The organism is Pseudarthrobacter sp. As-47, assembly GCF_058215595.1.
This window is the reverse complement of sequence record NZ_CM177088.1, coordinates 269,950-284,663: the sequence shown is the minus strand read 5'-3', so window position 1 is coordinate 284,663 and position 14,714 is coordinate 269,950. Positions and strand designations below refer to the sequence as shown.

The 14,714-nt window shown below is 67.2% G+C and carries 14 protein-coding genes; 13 read left to right on the top strand and 1 reads right to left on the bottom strand.

Features of this window, described 5'->3' with window-relative positions; all coding sequences use genetic code 11:
* Window positions 1-8 precede the first annotated feature (8 nt).
* The 3 genes from AC4BCK_RS01345 to AC4BCK_RS01335 all read left to right on the top strand — a co-directional run bounded on the left by AC4BCK_RS01345 (window position 9) and on the right by AC4BCK_RS01335 (window position 2,745).
* Window positions 9-1,055, top strand: a complete 1,047-nt coding sequence (locus AC4BCK_RS01345; protein WP_377084932.1) for a LacI family DNA-binding transcriptional regulator — start codon at window positions 9-11, stop codon at window positions 1,053-1,055.
* 49 nt (window positions 1,056-1,104) lie between these two features.
* Window positions 1,105-2,211, top strand: coding sequence for a GTP pyrophosphokinase (locus AC4BCK_RS01340; RefSeq protein ID WP_174179769.1), 1,107 nt, complete (start codon window positions 1,105-1,107; stop codon window positions 2,209-2,211).
* A gap of 288 nt (window positions 2,212-2,499) precedes the next feature.
* On the top strand, window positions 2,500-2,745 hold the full coding sequence (locus tag AC4BCK_RS01335) for a hypothetical protein (RefSeq protein WP_251420681.1): 246 nt from the start codon (window positions 2,500-2,502) through the stop codon (window positions 2,743-2,745).
* A gap of 63 nt (window positions 2,746-2,808) precedes the next feature.
* On the opposite strand, the gene AC4BCK_RS01330 is transcribed toward AC4BCK_RS01335, so the two are convergent.
* On the bottom strand, window positions 2,809-3,852 hold the full coding sequence (locus tag AC4BCK_RS01330; RefSeq protein WP_310109971.1) for a LacI family DNA-binding transcriptional regulator: 1,044 nt from the start codon (window positions 3,850-3,852) through the stop codon (window positions 2,809-2,811).
* A 233-nt stretch (window positions 3,853-4,085) separates the two neighbouring features.
* On the opposite strand from AC4BCK_RS01330, the gene AC4BCK_RS01325 reads away from it, so the two are divergent.
* The 10 genes from AC4BCK_RS01325 (at window position 4,086) to AC4BCK_RS01280 (ending at window position 14,714) form a co-directional block, all read left to right on the top strand.
* Window positions 4,086-5,414, top strand: coding sequence for an extracellular solute-binding protein (locus AC4BCK_RS01325; RefSeq protein WP_251420677.1), 1,329 nt, complete (start codon window positions 4,086-4,088; stop codon window positions 5,412-5,414).
* Window positions 5,411-6,358 carry a carbohydrate ABC transporter permease gene (locus AC4BCK_RS01320; RefSeq protein WP_174179784.1) on the top strand — a complete coding sequence of 316 codons (948 nt, stop codon included), beginning with the start codon at window positions 5,411-5,413 and terminating at the stop codon, window positions 6,356-6,358. Before AC4BCK_RS01325 ends, AC4BCK_RS01320 begins: the two co-directional genes overlap by 4 nt.
* Before the next feature lies 1 nt (window position 6,359).
* Window positions 6,360-7,265 carry a carbohydrate ABC transporter permease gene (locus AC4BCK_RS01315; RefSeq protein WP_400575991.1) on the top strand — a complete coding sequence of 302 codons (906 nt, stop codon included), beginning with the start codon at window positions 6,360-6,362 and terminating at the stop codon, window positions 7,263-7,265.
* A gap of 30 nt (window positions 7,266-7,295) precedes the next feature.
* Window positions 7,296-8,486 (top strand): Gfo/Idh/MocA family protein, encoded by a 1,191-nt coding sequence (locus AC4BCK_RS01310; RefSeq protein ID WP_490566483.1) that lies wholly within the window; start codon window positions 7,296-7,298, stop codon window positions 8,484-8,486.
* Between the two features lie 34 nt (window positions 8,487-8,520).
* Entirely contained in the window at window positions 8,521-9,525 is a 1,005-nt protein-coding gene (locus AC4BCK_RS01305; RefSeq protein ID WP_490566482.1) for a sugar phosphate isomerase/epimerase family protein, read from the top strand.
* Window positions 9,526-9,603: 78 nt separating this feature from the next.
* Window positions 9,604-10,302: a ThuA domain-containing protein gene (locus AC4BCK_RS01300; RefSeq protein ID WP_104185831.1), complete on the top strand. Its 699-nt coding sequence runs from the start codon at window positions 9,604-9,606 to the stop codon at window positions 10,300-10,302.
* Entirely contained in the window at window positions 10,287-11,411 is a 1,125-nt protein-coding gene (locus AC4BCK_RS01295) for a Gfo/Idh/MocA family protein (RefSeq protein WP_174179794.1), read from the top strand. The genes AC4BCK_RS01300 and AC4BCK_RS01295 overlap by 16 nt, the downstream gene beginning before the upstream one ends.
* Before the next feature lie 2 nt (window positions 11,412-11,413).
* Window positions 11,414-12,412 carry a sugar phosphate isomerase/epimerase family protein gene (locus AC4BCK_RS01290; RefSeq protein ID WP_490566481.1) on the top strand — a complete coding sequence of 333 codons (999 nt, stop codon included), beginning with the start codon at window positions 11,414-11,416 and terminating at the stop codon, window positions 12,410-12,412.
* A gap of 47 nt (window positions 12,413-12,459) precedes the next feature.
* Window positions 12,460-14,229, top strand: coding sequence for a dihydroxyacetone kinase family protein (locus AC4BCK_RS01285; RefSeq protein WP_310114785.1), 1,770 nt, complete (start codon window positions 12,460-12,462; stop codon window positions 14,227-14,229).
* Window positions 14,226-14,714: a ribose-5-phosphate isomerase gene (locus AC4BCK_RS01280; protein WP_174179800.1), complete on the top strand. Its 489-nt coding sequence runs from the start codon at window positions 14,226-14,228 to the stop codon at window positions 14,712-14,714. Before AC4BCK_RS01285 ends, AC4BCK_RS01280 begins: the two co-directional genes overlap by 4 nt.

The following is a 14,714-nucleotide window of genomic DNA, read 5'->3' as shown; positions in this document are numbered from 1 at the left end:
ATCGAGGTATGGAATCCGCGGAACAGCTGCAGCAGCCCGCGCGTTCGCGGCGGATCACGGCGGCGATGGTGGCCGCCAAGGCAGGGGTCTCCACGGCCACCGTCTCGCTGGTGGCCAACGGCAAGACCGCCGGCCGGGTCTCCGAGGACAACATTTCCAGGGTCCGGGAGGCAATCGCCGAGCTTGGCTACGTGGTGGACGGCATCGGCAGTTCGCTGGCCAAGGGGGTGAGCTCGATCGTGATCCTGGTGGCGCCGGACATCTCCAACCCCTTCTTCGCCAAGGTGATCGCCGGGGTGCGGGAGTCCCTGGGCCCGCGGTACCAGCTGCTGCTGTCCGTGACGGAGGCCGGCGAGTCCCCCCGGGCCGACGACGTCCGGCGGCTCATGTCCCTGCGCCCGGCAGGGCTCCTGGTGGACGCACCCAGCGCAGGCTTCCTCGAGGACCTCGCGTCGCCGTCGCCCGTTGTGCTGCTGGACGCGCCCGGGCTGGAGGCCTACGCGCCGTCGGTGAACCTGGACGTGGCAAGCGGTGCGCGGGAACTGGCGGCGCACCTGGCAGACGCGGGGCACCGCGAGGCGGCGTACGTGGACAGCGTCACGGGCACGGAAACCTTTGCGCTCCGCCGGAAAGCCTTCCTGGAGGAGGCGGCCGCCCGCGGCATCACCGTTGGGGCGGACCGCATAATCAGCACCACCATCGACGTCGGCACGGCGGCTTCAGCCTTCGCCGCCGCCTGGCCGGGGTGGCAGCGGAAGGGGGTGACCGCCGTCGTCTGCGGCACGGACACGCACGCCTACGGTGTGCTGCAGGAGGCCCGCGTGGCCGGCGTGCGTATTCCGGAGGAGCTGGCGGTGGCCGGCTTCGACGACCTCCCCTATTCGGCCACGAGCAATCCCGGGCTCACCAGCGTCCACCTGCCCGCCACCCCCCTGGGACTGAAGGCCGGAGAGCAGCTGCGCCGCCTCATGGAAGGCGGGGTGCTCGAACAGTCCGGGGTCACGCTGGAGAGTTCTCTGGTGGTGCGCGGATCCACGGCCGCAGCGGAACGCTGAGGGCGCCCGGCGCCACCGTTCTGTCAGTGCCCGGCCGTAAGCTGGAACCATGCCGAGTCATTGGGACAGCCTGGACGCGAGCCTGCGCGAATCCGTGGAGCAGAACGTGGAGATCTACGAGCGCGTCCGCCCTGCCCTGAAACTGGTCACCCGGGACGTCCTGCTGACCCTGCGGGACATGCTGAAGGACTCTGAGGTCACCCCGCTTTTCGTCACCGGGCGCACCAAAACGGTGGAGTCATTCAAGGAGAAGATTTCACGGATCGAGGAACCGCTGGAACCGGGCGGGCCGCCCGTCCTGAAGTTCCCGGACCCGTTCCGGACGCTCAATGACATGGTGGGGATCCGGGTGATCACCAAGCTCCCGGCCGAGAATGCGGTGGTGGCCAACATCATCAAGCACCAGCGCCAGCTCTTCGACTGCCGCGGGGACCGGGAAAAGGACATCGGCTCCATCGAATCCGGCACCTACGGATATTCCAGCCGGCACCTGATCCTGCGGACCATCCAGAACGAGGCCGTGAAGGAGTACCAGCAGGTTTTCAACCCGGACGCCGTGCCCAACGGCAGCTACTTCTTTGAGTGCCAGATCCGGACGATTTTTGCCCACGCGTGGAGCGAGATCGAGCACGATATCCGGTTCAAGGCCGAGGACCCGCGCGCCTGGACCCCGCACTTCGACCGGCAGTTCACCGCCACCGCCGCCATGCTGGAGACGGTGGAGACAGCCTTCGCAGACCTGCATGAGCGCTATGAGGAAGTCCGCAGTTTTTGGGACGCCGACGGCGAGGGAGCCGCGCCGCTGACGCCCAACCGCATCCGGGACGTCTGGCGGACGCTGCTGCCCCACGTGGACCGCAAGGTGGATGACGACTGGGGCTGGGCCGCCGAACTCTTGGCCGCGCACGGCCTCAACCAGACCATGCAGCTGGCCGGGCTGCTCAGCGCCAACCGCATTACCGAAGTCCGGAAGGCCCTGGACCACCGCTACTCCCCCGGCCCCGACCGGCTGCTCGACGACCTGCTGCTGTGGCAGTACGGCACCAAACACATCGACCTCACCGCGGAAGCGTCCGACGCCGTCCCGCATCCGCGGCGCGACAGCCTGATGCGGCGGCTGCGGCAGATCGAGCGGTACCGGCTCACCAAGAAGTAGGGAGTCCAGGTCTGCGGGCAGCCTGCCGTTGCCTGCAGACTGTCCCGTGAGTTCCGCCACCTTATTTTGATGCACTCAAAATAAGCCGTAACGTTGATGGCAGGCCATCGAAGCCCTGTCCGGGCTGTATGCGGGTGAACAGTTCCCCGAGCGCCAACGCGCCGGCTCCCCGCGCTGCATCGAACCCCACCCCCATTGCCCCCTGCGGACACCTGCAGGACTGACGCACATGGGAACGGCAGGGACCCGGATGGCAGCCGCCCAATCCTCACGCATCAGGAGAACACTATGACCCAGATCCTCGAACGCCCAGTGACCATCGAAGCAGCCCCGTCCGCCGTCATCGGGACACCCCGGGGCGGCAGCTATGTCACCCTGGCCGGCCACCTGGCCGACTTCCGCCCCACCGAGGCAGGCTACATTTCCTCGCCCGGCAGCGGCACGCGCACCGGGAACACGGCACAGGGCAGCTACGTGACCCTGCATTCGGCACCCCTGGGCACGACCGACATCAGCTACACGCGCCGGGGCTAGGACGCGGTCCGGGGTGTTGCTGGTCGAGGCCGGAGCCTGGGCTGCCGTGGGCGCCTCCCGGCCTCAGGCCGCAGGCGGTGCCGTGGAATCGCGGACGATCAGGTGGGTCGCGAGCTCAACGCGGTGCGAATCCAGGACTTCCCCCCGCGCCTGGCGGAGCAAAGACCGGAGCGCTGCCCGCCCCATCTCCTCCAGCGGCTGGGCTACGGAACTCAACGACGGCACCGACTCCTCGCCCTGGTTCGTTCCGTCAAAACCGATAAGGCTCAGGTCCTCGGGAACCCGGATACCGTGCCGGCCCGCTTCCCCCAGGATGCCCAGGGCGATGGTGTCGCTGGCGGCGAAGATCGCCGTCGGAAGCTTGTCCAGCTGGAGCAGCGCCTGCAAGCCCCTAACGCCGCCCTCCCGCCGGAACCTGCCGCCGGAATAGATGTACTGCGGGTCCACCGGAACGCCGTGCGCCATGAGTGCCGCCATGTAGCCGTGCAGCCGCGCCTGGTTGCACTCGGCCTTTTCTATACCGCCGATGTACGCGATGCGGCGGTGACCCAGCTCCAGCAGGTGCTCCGTGGCCGCCTTGCCGCCCGCCCAGTTGGTGGCCCCGATGCTGACCACGTCAGCGGAGGGCGGGTTCAGCGGGTCAATCACGACGACGGGAATCTGGCGGCGCCGGAAAGGGTGCAGTTGCGTCTCGCTGAAGGCTGAGGTCACCACAATCATTCCGGCCCTGCCCTCGTCCACCATGCGCTGCGCGCGGCCCTCGGGGCTGCGCCTGCCCTGGCCCGCCGGCCCGGTGACGCTGACCATGATCTCCACGTCGGCATCTGCCGCGGACTGCAGCACGCCGTTAAGCACCTGGATGGTGTACGCGGAATCGAGGACATCGATGACCACCTCCACCACCGTGCCGGTCTCCCCTGCGGAACGGCGCTGCAGCGGGGACTGGTACCCGGCCTGCTCCAGCACGGCCAGCACGCGGGCCCTGGTTTCCGGAGACACATCCTCGCGGCCGTTCACCACCTTCGAAACGGTGGGCGCGGAAACTCCGGCCTGCTGGGCAACGGAGGCAAGCGTCGGCTTGGCCCGTTCCGGGATCTTCGTTGCCATCTGGTGAGACCTTTCGAAAAGTTTCGTTGACTCATTGTTCAGATTTGTGCTGGCGCGGTCAAGGGGCCGGAAGATACCTCCGTCATGAGGCTAATAAATTGGGCCTTGACCTTTGCCACTCCAGGCCTTTAGTTTAGACCGTGACCTAAATCACGCATTCGAAATATTTCGAAACTGCTGGTGGAGCTCACGCCCCAAACATTTGCAACGAAGCAATTTCAGATGGAGAAGCAATGAAGCAATCCCAGACCTCCCGCCGCTCATTCCTCGCCCTTGCTGCCCTCACCCCCTTCGCCGCCATGACGGCCACTGCCTGCGGGACATCGGGACCGGGTTCCTCCAGCAGCGGCGGGGGCGCCAGCATGTGGTACCTCTCCGGCGAGCCCAACCAGACCACCATGCAGAAGGCCGTGGACGCCTTCACCGCGGCAAACCCTGACGACAAGCTCGCCGTCACCTACTTCCAGAACGACGCCTACAAGACCAAGATCAAGACAGCCATCGGCGCCGGCCAGGCACCCACCATCATCTACGGCTGGGGCGGCGGCACCCTGAAGACCTACGCCGAGGCCAACCAGGTGGATGACCTGACCGGCTGGTTCGACGAGAACCCGGACCTGAAGGACAAGTTCTTCCCGGCCTCGTTCGGTGCAGCCACGGTCGACGGAAAGATCTACGCACTGCCCAACCAGTACGTTGCCCCGATCGTCCTCTTCTACAACAAGGAACTGTTCGAAAAGGCCGGCGCCCAGCCGCCCAAGACCTGGGATGACGTCATGTCCCTGGTCAAGACCTTCAACGACATGGGCGTTGCGCCCTTCTCCCTCGGCGGACAGTCCCGCTGGACCTCCATGATGTGGCTGGAATACCTCCTGGACCGCATCGGCGGCGCCGAGGTCTTCACCGCCATCTTCGAAGGCAAGCCCAACTCCTGGATGGATCCCGCCGTCATCGAGACCGGAACAAAGATCCAGGAACTCGTCTCTGCGGATGGGTTCATCAAGGGCTTCTCCTCCATCGCCGCAGACTCCAATGCGGACCAGGCCCTGCTGTTCACGGGCAAGGCAGCCATGATGCTGCACGGCTCCTGGACCTACGGCGCCATGAAAAAGGGCGGCCAGAACTTCGTCCAGGACGGGAAGCTGGGGTTTGTCCAGTTCCCAACCGTTGCCGGCGGCAAGGGCGATCCGAAGAACGGCGTGGGAAACCCCGCCCAGTACATGTCGATCTCCTCCAAGGCCACCGACGCGGAAAAGGAGACGGCGAAGAAGTTCTTCAAGGAAGGCATCCTGACCGAGACGGTCATCGATACCTACATCAATTCCGGCTCCGTCCCGATCGTCAACGGCATCGAGGACAAGCTCAACACCTCCGAAGACAAGGACTTCCTGAACTTTGTCTACGACCTGGCCAAGAACGCCCCCAACTTCCAGCAGTCGTGGGACCAGGCCCTCAGCCCCACCGCAGCAGAAGCCCTGCTGAACAACATCGACCAGCTGTTCCTGAAGTCGATCACCCCGCAGCAGTTCGCCGAGAACATGAATGCAACCCTGGGCAAATGAGTAACGCCGCCTCCACCACCCGTAAGCCGGCCGCCCGGGCCGCCCGTCCCAAGGGCGACCCGGGCCACAGCGGACAACGCAACACTGCCCTCGCCTGGCTGACAGTGCCCGCACTGTTCTTCTTCCTGGCGTTCGCCGTGGTGCCGCTGGCCGGTGTCCTCGTCCTGAGCTTCGCCAGCTGGGACGGCATCGGTGCCATCGGGTCGGCAGGGCTGGGCAACTGGTTCTCCGTGCTCGCGGACCCCGGGCTGTACAACGCCCTGGGGCTGACCTTCCTGATCATGATCGCCTCCTGGCTGGTCCAGACGCCCATCAGCCTCCTCTTGGGTGTCTTCACCGCGGGAAGCCAGCGCTACCGGGCTGCCCTGGCCGTGCTGTACTTCCTGCCGCTGCTGCTTTCATCGGCAGCGGTCGCCATCGCCTTCAAAGCCCTGCTGGACCCGAACTTCGGCCTGGCCACCGGGCTGGGACTCCCCTTCCTGGCGCAGGACTGGCTGGGTGTCCCCCACCTGGCCCTTGGGCTGGTCATCTTTGTGATCGCCTGGCAGTTCGTGCCGTTCCACACGCTCATCTACCAGGGCGGTGTGCGGCAGATTCCCAGGTCGCTCTATGAAGCGGCGGAAATCGACGGGGCGGGAACCATCAAGCAGTTCTTCCACATCACCCTCCCCCAGCTGAAGTACACCATCATCACCTCCTCCACCCTGATGGTGGTGGGGTCCCTGACGTACTTCGACCTGATCTTCGTCCTCACCGGCGGCGGCCCGGGCAACTCCACCCGGATCCTGGCCCTGGACATGTACCTGCGGGGCTTCCGGGCCAACCTCATGGGCCCTGCCAGCGTCATCGCCGTCATTCTCGTACTCATCGGCCTTGCACTCGCCCTGTTCCTCCAGCGCCTTGGAGGCAAGGACAAGCAGGGCAGCCAATTGGAAGGTATGTAGGGTGAGCACAGTCCTGAAAAGCAGCACCGAGGAAGTTCCCGCCGGCCCCCGGGCCGACGCCGCCGCCCCAAAGCGGGGACTGGGATCCCGGATGCGGAAGCTGAACGTCCCGGCTGGCCTCGGCGGCTGGATCTGGCTGGCCATCATCATCATCCCGGTGTACTACGTGGTGATCACCAGCCTGAAGACCCAGGAAGGGTACTTCGGCCAGAATCCGCTGGCGCTTCCCACCTCCCCGACGCTGGAAAACTACCAGATGGTCCTCGAGGCGGATTTCGCGCAGTACTTCATGAACAGCACCATCGTCACCCTCGGTGCCGTCATCCCCACGGTCCTGATCTCCTTCATGGCCGCCTTCGCGATCGTCCGGGGCAAGGGCAGGTTCCTGAAGCTGGTCAACGGCATGTTCCTGATGGGACTGGCCATTCCACTGCAGGCCACGATCATCCCGATCTACCTGATGATCATCCGGCTGAACCTCTACGACAGCCTGCTGGCACTCATGCTTCCCTCCATCGCCTTTGCCATCCCGCTGACCGTACTCATCGTGTCCAACTTCATCCGCGACGTACCCAATGAACTGTTCGAATCGATGCGGCTGGACGGCTGCAGCGAGTGGCAGACCATGTGGCGGCTTGCCCTGCCGCTGACCCGCCCCGCCATCGTGACGGTCGCCATCTACAACGGCCTGCATGTCTGGAACGGCTTCCTGCTCCCGCTGGTCCTCACCCAGAGCCCGGGCCTGCGCGTCCTGCCCCTGGCGTTGTGGACCTTCCAGGGCGAATACAGCGTCAACATCCCGGCCGTGCTTGCCTCGGTGGTGCTCAGCACCCTGCCCATCCTGGTCCTTTACGTCGTGGGCCGCCGGCAGCTGCTCAGCGGCCTCACCGCCGGCTTCAGCAAGTAACACCCTGGAACTTCCCGAAAGGACAGACACATGACCTCCGCACAGCCCCTTCGCGTCGGCATGGTGGGTTACGCCTTCATGGGCGCAGCACACTCCCACGCCTGGCGCACCGCACCACGGTTTTTCGACCTGCCGTTGCAGCCGCAGCTGACCGCCGTCGCGGGCCGGAACGCCGATGCCGCCAGGGCAGCCGCGGACAAGCTGGGGTGGGACTCGGTGGAGACGGACTGGCGCCGCCTGGTCGACCGGGACGACATCGACCTGATCGATATCTGCACACCAGGCGACACCCACGCCGAGATCGCCATCGCAGCCCTCGAGGCAGGCAAGCACGTGCTGTGCGAGAAGCCGCTGGCGAACTCGGTGGAGGAAGCCGAGCGGATGACCCTCGCTGCCGAGACCGCCGCCAAGCAGGGAGTCATGTCCATGTGCGGCTTCAGCTACCGCCGCACCCCGGCACTGGCGCTGGCCAAGCGGTTCGTGGAGCAGGGCCGGCTGGGCGGGATCCGCCACATCCGGGCGCAGTACCTGCAGGACTGGCTCTCCGACGCCGACGCCCCCATGACCTGGCGGCTGGACAAGAGCAAGTCGGGGTCCGGGTCCCTCGGCGACATCGGTGCGCACAGCATCGACGCCGCCCAGTGGGTGGCCGGGCAGAGCATCACCGGCGTTTCGGCACTGCTCGAAACGTTTGTCCCGGAACGCCCGCTGGCCGGGGACCTCGTGGGCCTGGGCGGCCACGGCGACCTCAGCGGGGATGCGCCCCGCGGGAAGGTCACCGTGGATGACGCCGCCATCTTCAGCGCAAAGTTCGACGGCGGTGCCTCCGCAGGCGCGATCGGCGTCTTTGAGGCCACGCGGTACGCGCTGGGCCGGAAGAACGCCATGCGTTTGGAACTGAACGGCACCAAGGGCTCCCTCGCCTTCGATTTCGAGGACATGAACGTCCTGTCCTTCTACGATGCGGCGGAATCCCCGGACGCCGGCTTCCGGAAAATCTTCGTTACCGAACCCGAGCACCCGTACGTCGGCAACTGGTGGCCCACCGGCCACGGCCTGGGCTACGAGCACGGTTTCACCCACCAGGTGGTGGACCTGGTCACCGCAATCGGTGAGGGCCGCCAGCCGGAGCCGTCCTTCGCGGACGCCCTGCAGGTCCAGCGGGTCCTGGCCGCCGTGGAGGCCAGCGCCGCCAATTCCAGCCAGTGGCAGAAGGTCTAGGACCGTGAACACGGGAACAGGAGAAGAAGCAGCCATGACACGACCCATCACACTCTTTACCGGCCAGTGGGCCGACCTGCCGTTCGAGGAGGTGGCCCGGCTCGCCGGCGAGTGGGGCTTCGACGGGCTCGAGATCGCCTGCTGGGGCGACCACCTGGACCCCCGCCGGGCCGCGGAGGACGACAACTACCTCCAGGGCAGGCTGGACATCCTGGAGAAGAACCACCTGAAGGTCTTCGCCATCGCCAACCACCTCACCGGCCAAGCCGTGTGCGATGACCCCATCGACGAACGCCACCAGGGCATCCTGTCCGCGGAGATCTGGGGCGACGGGGACCCCGAAGGTGTGCGCCGCCGGGCCGCGGAGTCCATGAAGGACACAGCACGGGCCGCCGCGCGCCTGGGCGTCAAGACCGTAACAGGCTTTACCGGCTCGTCCATCTGGAAGGCGGTGGCCATGTTCCCGCCCGCCTCCGAGGCAATGATCGACGCCGGCTACCAGGACTTCGCGGACCGCTGGAACCCCATCCTGGATGTCTTCGACGAGGTGGGCGTCCGTTTCGCCCTGGAGGTCCACCCGTCCGAGATCGCCTACGACTACTGGACCGCCAAGCGCACCCTGGAGGCGATCGGACACCGCAAGAGCTTCGGCCTGAACTTCGACCCGTCCCACTTCATCTGGCAGGACCTGGATCCGGTGATGTTCCTCCAGGACTTCGCGGACCACATCCTGCACGTGCACGTCAAGGAATCAGTCCGCCAGCTCGATGGCCGCAACGGGCGCCTGGGCTCCCATCTGGCCTGGGCGGACCCGCGGCGCGGCTGGGACTTCGTCACCGCCGGGCACGGGGACGTCCAGTGGAACCGGATCTTCCGTACCCTGAACGCCATCGGCTACACCGGGCCCACCAGCATCGAGTGGGAGGACGCCGGCATGGATCGGCTCATCGGCGCACCGCAGGCGCTGGCCATGGTCAAGGAACTCGCCCGCATCGCCCCGCCGGCGGCCGCTTTCGACGCCGCCTTCTCCAGCCGCTGACCCGGACCTTCCGGCCCGCACTTTTCCGGCCCAGACTTTCCGGCCCCGGCCGGCAGCCAAACAAAAGGAAACCCCGACATGACAGAACGCAAGAACGCCCTGGTGGTCCGCGGCGGCTGGGACGGCCACCAGCCGTACGAGGCCACGGAACTCTTCATCCCCTACCTCAAGGACAACGGCTACGACGTCCGCGTCGAGGAATCCCCCAAGGTCTACGCCGACGCCGAATACATGGCAGGAGTGGACCTGATTATGCAGTGCATGACCATGACCACCATCGAAAAGGACGAGTTCGCCGGGCTGCGGACCGCCGTCGAAAACGGCACCGGCCTGGCCGGCTGGCACGGCGGCATCGCCGATTCCTACCGCAACAACTCCGACTACCTGCACCTGATCGGCGGCCAGTTCGCCTGCCACCCCGGCAAGCACCCGGACGAGTGCGTCGGCGAGCAGTCGGACAACTATGTTCCGTACACGGTCAACATGCTCCCGGCCGCCGCGGAGCACCCCATCACCCAGGGCATCTCCGACTTCGACCTGGTCACCGAGCAGTACTGGGTGCTCTCCGACGACTACATCGACGTCCTGGCCACCACCACCCAGAAGGTCCGCGAATGGGACCCCTGGAACCGCGAAGTCACCTCACCGGCCATCTGGACCCGCCAGTGGGGCAAGGGCCGCATCTTCGTTGCCACCCCCGGACACCGGGTCGACATCCTCCAGGACACCAACGTCCGCACCATCATCGAAAGGGGCCTGCTGTGGGCAAGCCGTTGAAAGTCGGAATCATTGGCTGCGGAGCCATCATCGCGCAGTACCTGGCGAACTTCCGCAAACTCGGACAGATCGACCTGGTGGCCGTGGCGGACCTGGACCCCGCACGCGCCCAGGCGGTGGCGGATGACTACGATGGCGTCCGCGCCATCTCCGTCGAGGAACTCCTCGCCGCGGACGACGTCGAACTGGTCCTGAACCTGACCATTCCCGCCGCCCACGCCGACGTGGCGCTGAAGGCCATCGCCGCCGGGAAGAGCGTGTACGGCGAGAAGCCGCTTGCCGCCACCACTGCCGAGGCACGCCAGGTGCTGGACGCGGCCCGCGAGGCGGGCGTCGCCGTCGGCTGCGCTCCTGACACGGTGCTCGGCACCGGCATCCAGACAGCGCGCAAGGCGATCGACGACGGACTGATCGGCGCACCCGTCTCGGCGAGCGCCACGATGGTGACCCCGGGCCACGAACGGTGGCACCCCAACCCGGACTTCTACTACCAGCCCGGCGGCGGACCCCTCCTGGACATGGGCCCGTACTACGTGACCGCCCTGGTCACCCTGCTGGGCCCGGTGGTCTCGGTCATCGGCGCGGCAAGCCACACCCGCAACGAACGCACCATCGGCTCCGGACCCCGGCAGGGCGAGAAGGTCCCCGTCAACATCGATTCCCATGTCACCGGTGTCCTGGTGCACGCCTCCGGTGCGCTCTCCACCCTGTTCATGAGCTTCGACGCCGTGAAGTCCAAGTCGCCCAACATCGAGATCCACGGCGAGCGCGGCTCCCTGGTGGTCCCGGACCCCAACCACTTCGACGGCGACGTCCAGCTGTTTTCCCTCGGGGCCGAGGACTGGGAAACCCTTCCGGTGTCCGCCGGGTACGTTGACTCCGGGCGCGGCTTCGGCATAGCGGACCTGGCGTCCACTCCTGCGGGGACCGAGCCCCGGGCAGGCGGGGCCATGGCCTACCACGCCCTCGAGGTCATGGAATCGGTCCTCGAATCAGCCCACAGCGGCGCAGCGGTAGCCATCCGCAGCACCGTTGAGCGGCCGGCGGGCGTCGAACTGGCCGTTCTGGCGGAGGAACTGGACAGGCTCCAGACGCAGGAAGCGGTCTAGGCATGGCCTACACCGCCGAGAACTGGCCCATTACCGCGGCCATGCTGCCCTTCCCGGGCACCAGCGCGCAGGGAACCCACATCAACGACGCCGATCCGTCCGCCTGGGCGGCGGTGCTGACCGAGGTCAAGGAGGCCGGGTTCGCCAACGCGGACCTGACGGACAGTTGGGTCCGCCCGGGCGACCTGAGCCCTGACCGGCTGGCTGAGTTCAAACAGACGGCACAGGACGTGGGCATCGGCACCCCTGCCGTCTCCGCCATCCGCCGCAGCGTCATTGACGGGCGGAACTGGGAAGCCAACCTGGCGTACAGCCACCGGACCATTGACGCGGCGGCGGAGCTGGGCTGCGAGGTTGTCTCCTTTGGACTCCACCAGGCCATCACGCCGGAGCAGCAGAAACAGCTGTGGTTCTGGACGGTTGAAGGGCACAAGGACCCCGAGGGAGACCGGGAAACCTGGGGCAACGCCGTCACCCGCCTCCGGGAACTCGGCCGCCACGCCGCCGAGGTGGGCCTCCTGCTCTCACTCGAGATGTACGAGGACACCTACCTGGGCACCGCAGATTCGTCCGTGCGCCTTGTCCAGGACATTGGACTCCCGAATGTGGGCCTCAACCCGGACCTTGGGAACCTGATCCGGCTGCACCGGCCGGTGGAGGACTGGCGGGAACTGGTGGCCAAAACGCTCCCGTACGCCAACTTCTGGCACATGAAGAACTACCTCCGCGACGAGGACGCGTCCCGGGACATGTATGTGGCGAGGCCGTCTCCCATGGAGAGCGGCCTCATCAACTACCGGGAGGCCTTCAAGGTGGCCCTGGCAGCCGGGTTCCAGGGCATCCTGTGCACCGAGCACTACGGCGGGGACGGCCTGAGTGTCTCCGCCAGCAACCAGGACTACCTCCGCCGGCATGTCCTCCCCAAGACCGATGGATACGCCCTGGGCAGCAGCCAAGTGGCCCAGGGCCGGCAGCAGCCGGCGCAGCCCGCCCGCGTGTAACCGCTGCACCACCGCCTGTCCCAACCCAAGGATTCGATGAGGAAACCATGACCCAGATCTTTGACAACCCCGCAGACTTTGCGGAGGAGGCACTGGACGGCCTGGTGGCAGCCAACCGCGGCTACGTGGCCAGGGTGGACGGCGGCGTTGTCCGCTCCACCGAGGTGCCCGCCGGCCAGGTGGCCGTGGTGGTGGGCGGCGGCTCCGGCCATTACCCGGCCTTCGCCGGCCTGGTGGGTCCCGGCCTCGCCGCAGGCGCCGTGTGCGGCAACATCTTCACGTCGCCGTCCGCCGGGCAGGCGTACCGGGTGGCCAAGGCGGCCAACGCCGGCGGCGGAGTGCTGTTCAGCTACGGCAATTACGCCGGGGACGTGATCCACTTCGGCGAGGCGCAGCAGCGCCTCAACGCCGAAGGCATCGAGACCCGCACCGTTTTGGTCACGGATGACATCGCCAGCGCCCCGCTGGACCAGATCGAGAAACGCCGCGGAATCGCCGGGGACCTGACGGTCTTCAAGATCGCCGGCGCCGCAGCCGAAGCGGGACTGGACCTGGACGGCGTCGAACGGCTTGCCGTGCTGGCCAACCACCGCACGCGGTCCCTCGGCGTGGCGTTCGACGGCTGCACCCTGCCGGGCGCTGCCGAACCGCTGTTCCACGTGCCGGCCGGCGGGATGTCGCTCGGGCTGGGCATCCATGGCGAACCCGGAATCTCGGACCACCCCATGCCCACGGCGTCCGAACTGGCCGAACTGCTGGTTTCCGGCCTGCTCCGGGACAAGCCCGATGATGCGGGGAACCGTGTGGTGGCCATCCTCAACGGACTAGGCCGGGTGAAGTACGAGGAACTGTTCCTGCTGTTCGGCAAGATCGACAAGCTCCTCACCGCCGCCGGCCTGACCATCGTGGAGCCGGAATGCGGCGAGCTGGTCACCAGCCTGGACATGTCCGGCCTGTCCCTCACGCTGCTGTGGCTGGACGACGAACTGGAGCGCTACTGGACAGCCCCGGCCGACACCCCCGGGTACCGCAAGGGCAGTATGGCGCCGCGGGCACGCCGGGAAGTGGCCGCACCGGAGGGTGCCCTGGCCGCTGAGGGGGAAGATACGACGGCGGCAGCAGCCGGGCTGGGCCGGCTGGCAGCCGCCGTGCTCGCCCAGGCGAGGGACGCCGTCGTCGACCATGAACGCGAACTGGGCAGGCTGGATGCCATTGCCGGCGACGGCGACCATGGCGTCGGCATGCGCCGGGGCGTGGACGCCGCGGTGGCAGCGGCCGGCGAAGCTGTTGGCGCGGGACTTTCGGTTCACCGCGTCCTCACCGCGGCAGGCGAAGCGTGGAGTGAGCGCGCCGGCGGCACGTCGGGGGCGCTCTGGGGATCCGCCCTGGCGGCGGCCGGGCGGGCCCTCGGCAACCAGGACTCGTACAGCGGCGGGGACGCGGCGGCCGCAGTGACCGCCTTCGCGGACGCCGTCACCACCCTGGGCAAGGCCGATGTGGGCGACAAGACCATGGTGGACGCACTGCTTCCCTTCCGGAACGCCTTCGTCGCGGCGTTCGACGGCGGCACGCCAGTGACCGGGGCGCTGGCCTCCGCGGTGACCGCCGCCCGGCAGGCGGCCGACGCCACCGCATCCCTGCGCCCACTGAAGGGGAGGGCGCGGCCGCTGGCCGAAAAGAGCCTGGGCCACCCGGATCCGGGAGCGGTGTCCTTTGCGCTGATCGCCACCCGGGTCTCTGATTACTTCGAGTCTTCACCACCCCTGTCCTCTCCCAGGGCGGCCGCTGTGGCTGCCGGGCATGGAGCCCAGGCATGAGCGCCGGCGCTGCGGAAGGATGGCGGATCGTCATCGGAAACGACGAGGCCGGCGTCGAGTACAAGGACGCGCTGAAGGCGATGCTCGAGGCTGACAGCCGCGTTGCGTCCGTCCTGGACGTGGGCGTTGGTGCCGGCGACACCACCGCGTACCCGCACGTCGCCGTCGACGCCGCCCGCAAGGTGGCCCAGGGCGAGGCGGACCGCGCCCTGCTGATCTGCGGCACCGGGCTGGGCGTGGCCATCGCGGCCAACAAGGTCCCTGGAATCCGGGCAGTCACGGCCCACGACGGGTACTCGGTGGAGCGCTCGGTGCTGAGCAACAACGCACAGGTCCTCACCATGGGCCAGCGCGTCATCGGCCTGGAACTGGCCAAGAAACTGGTGGGCGAGTGGCTCGGCTACCGGTTTGACGAGGCCTCGGCCTCCGCCGCGAAGGTGGACGCCATCTGCTCCTACGAACCCGAACCCACGAAAGCAGTCTGA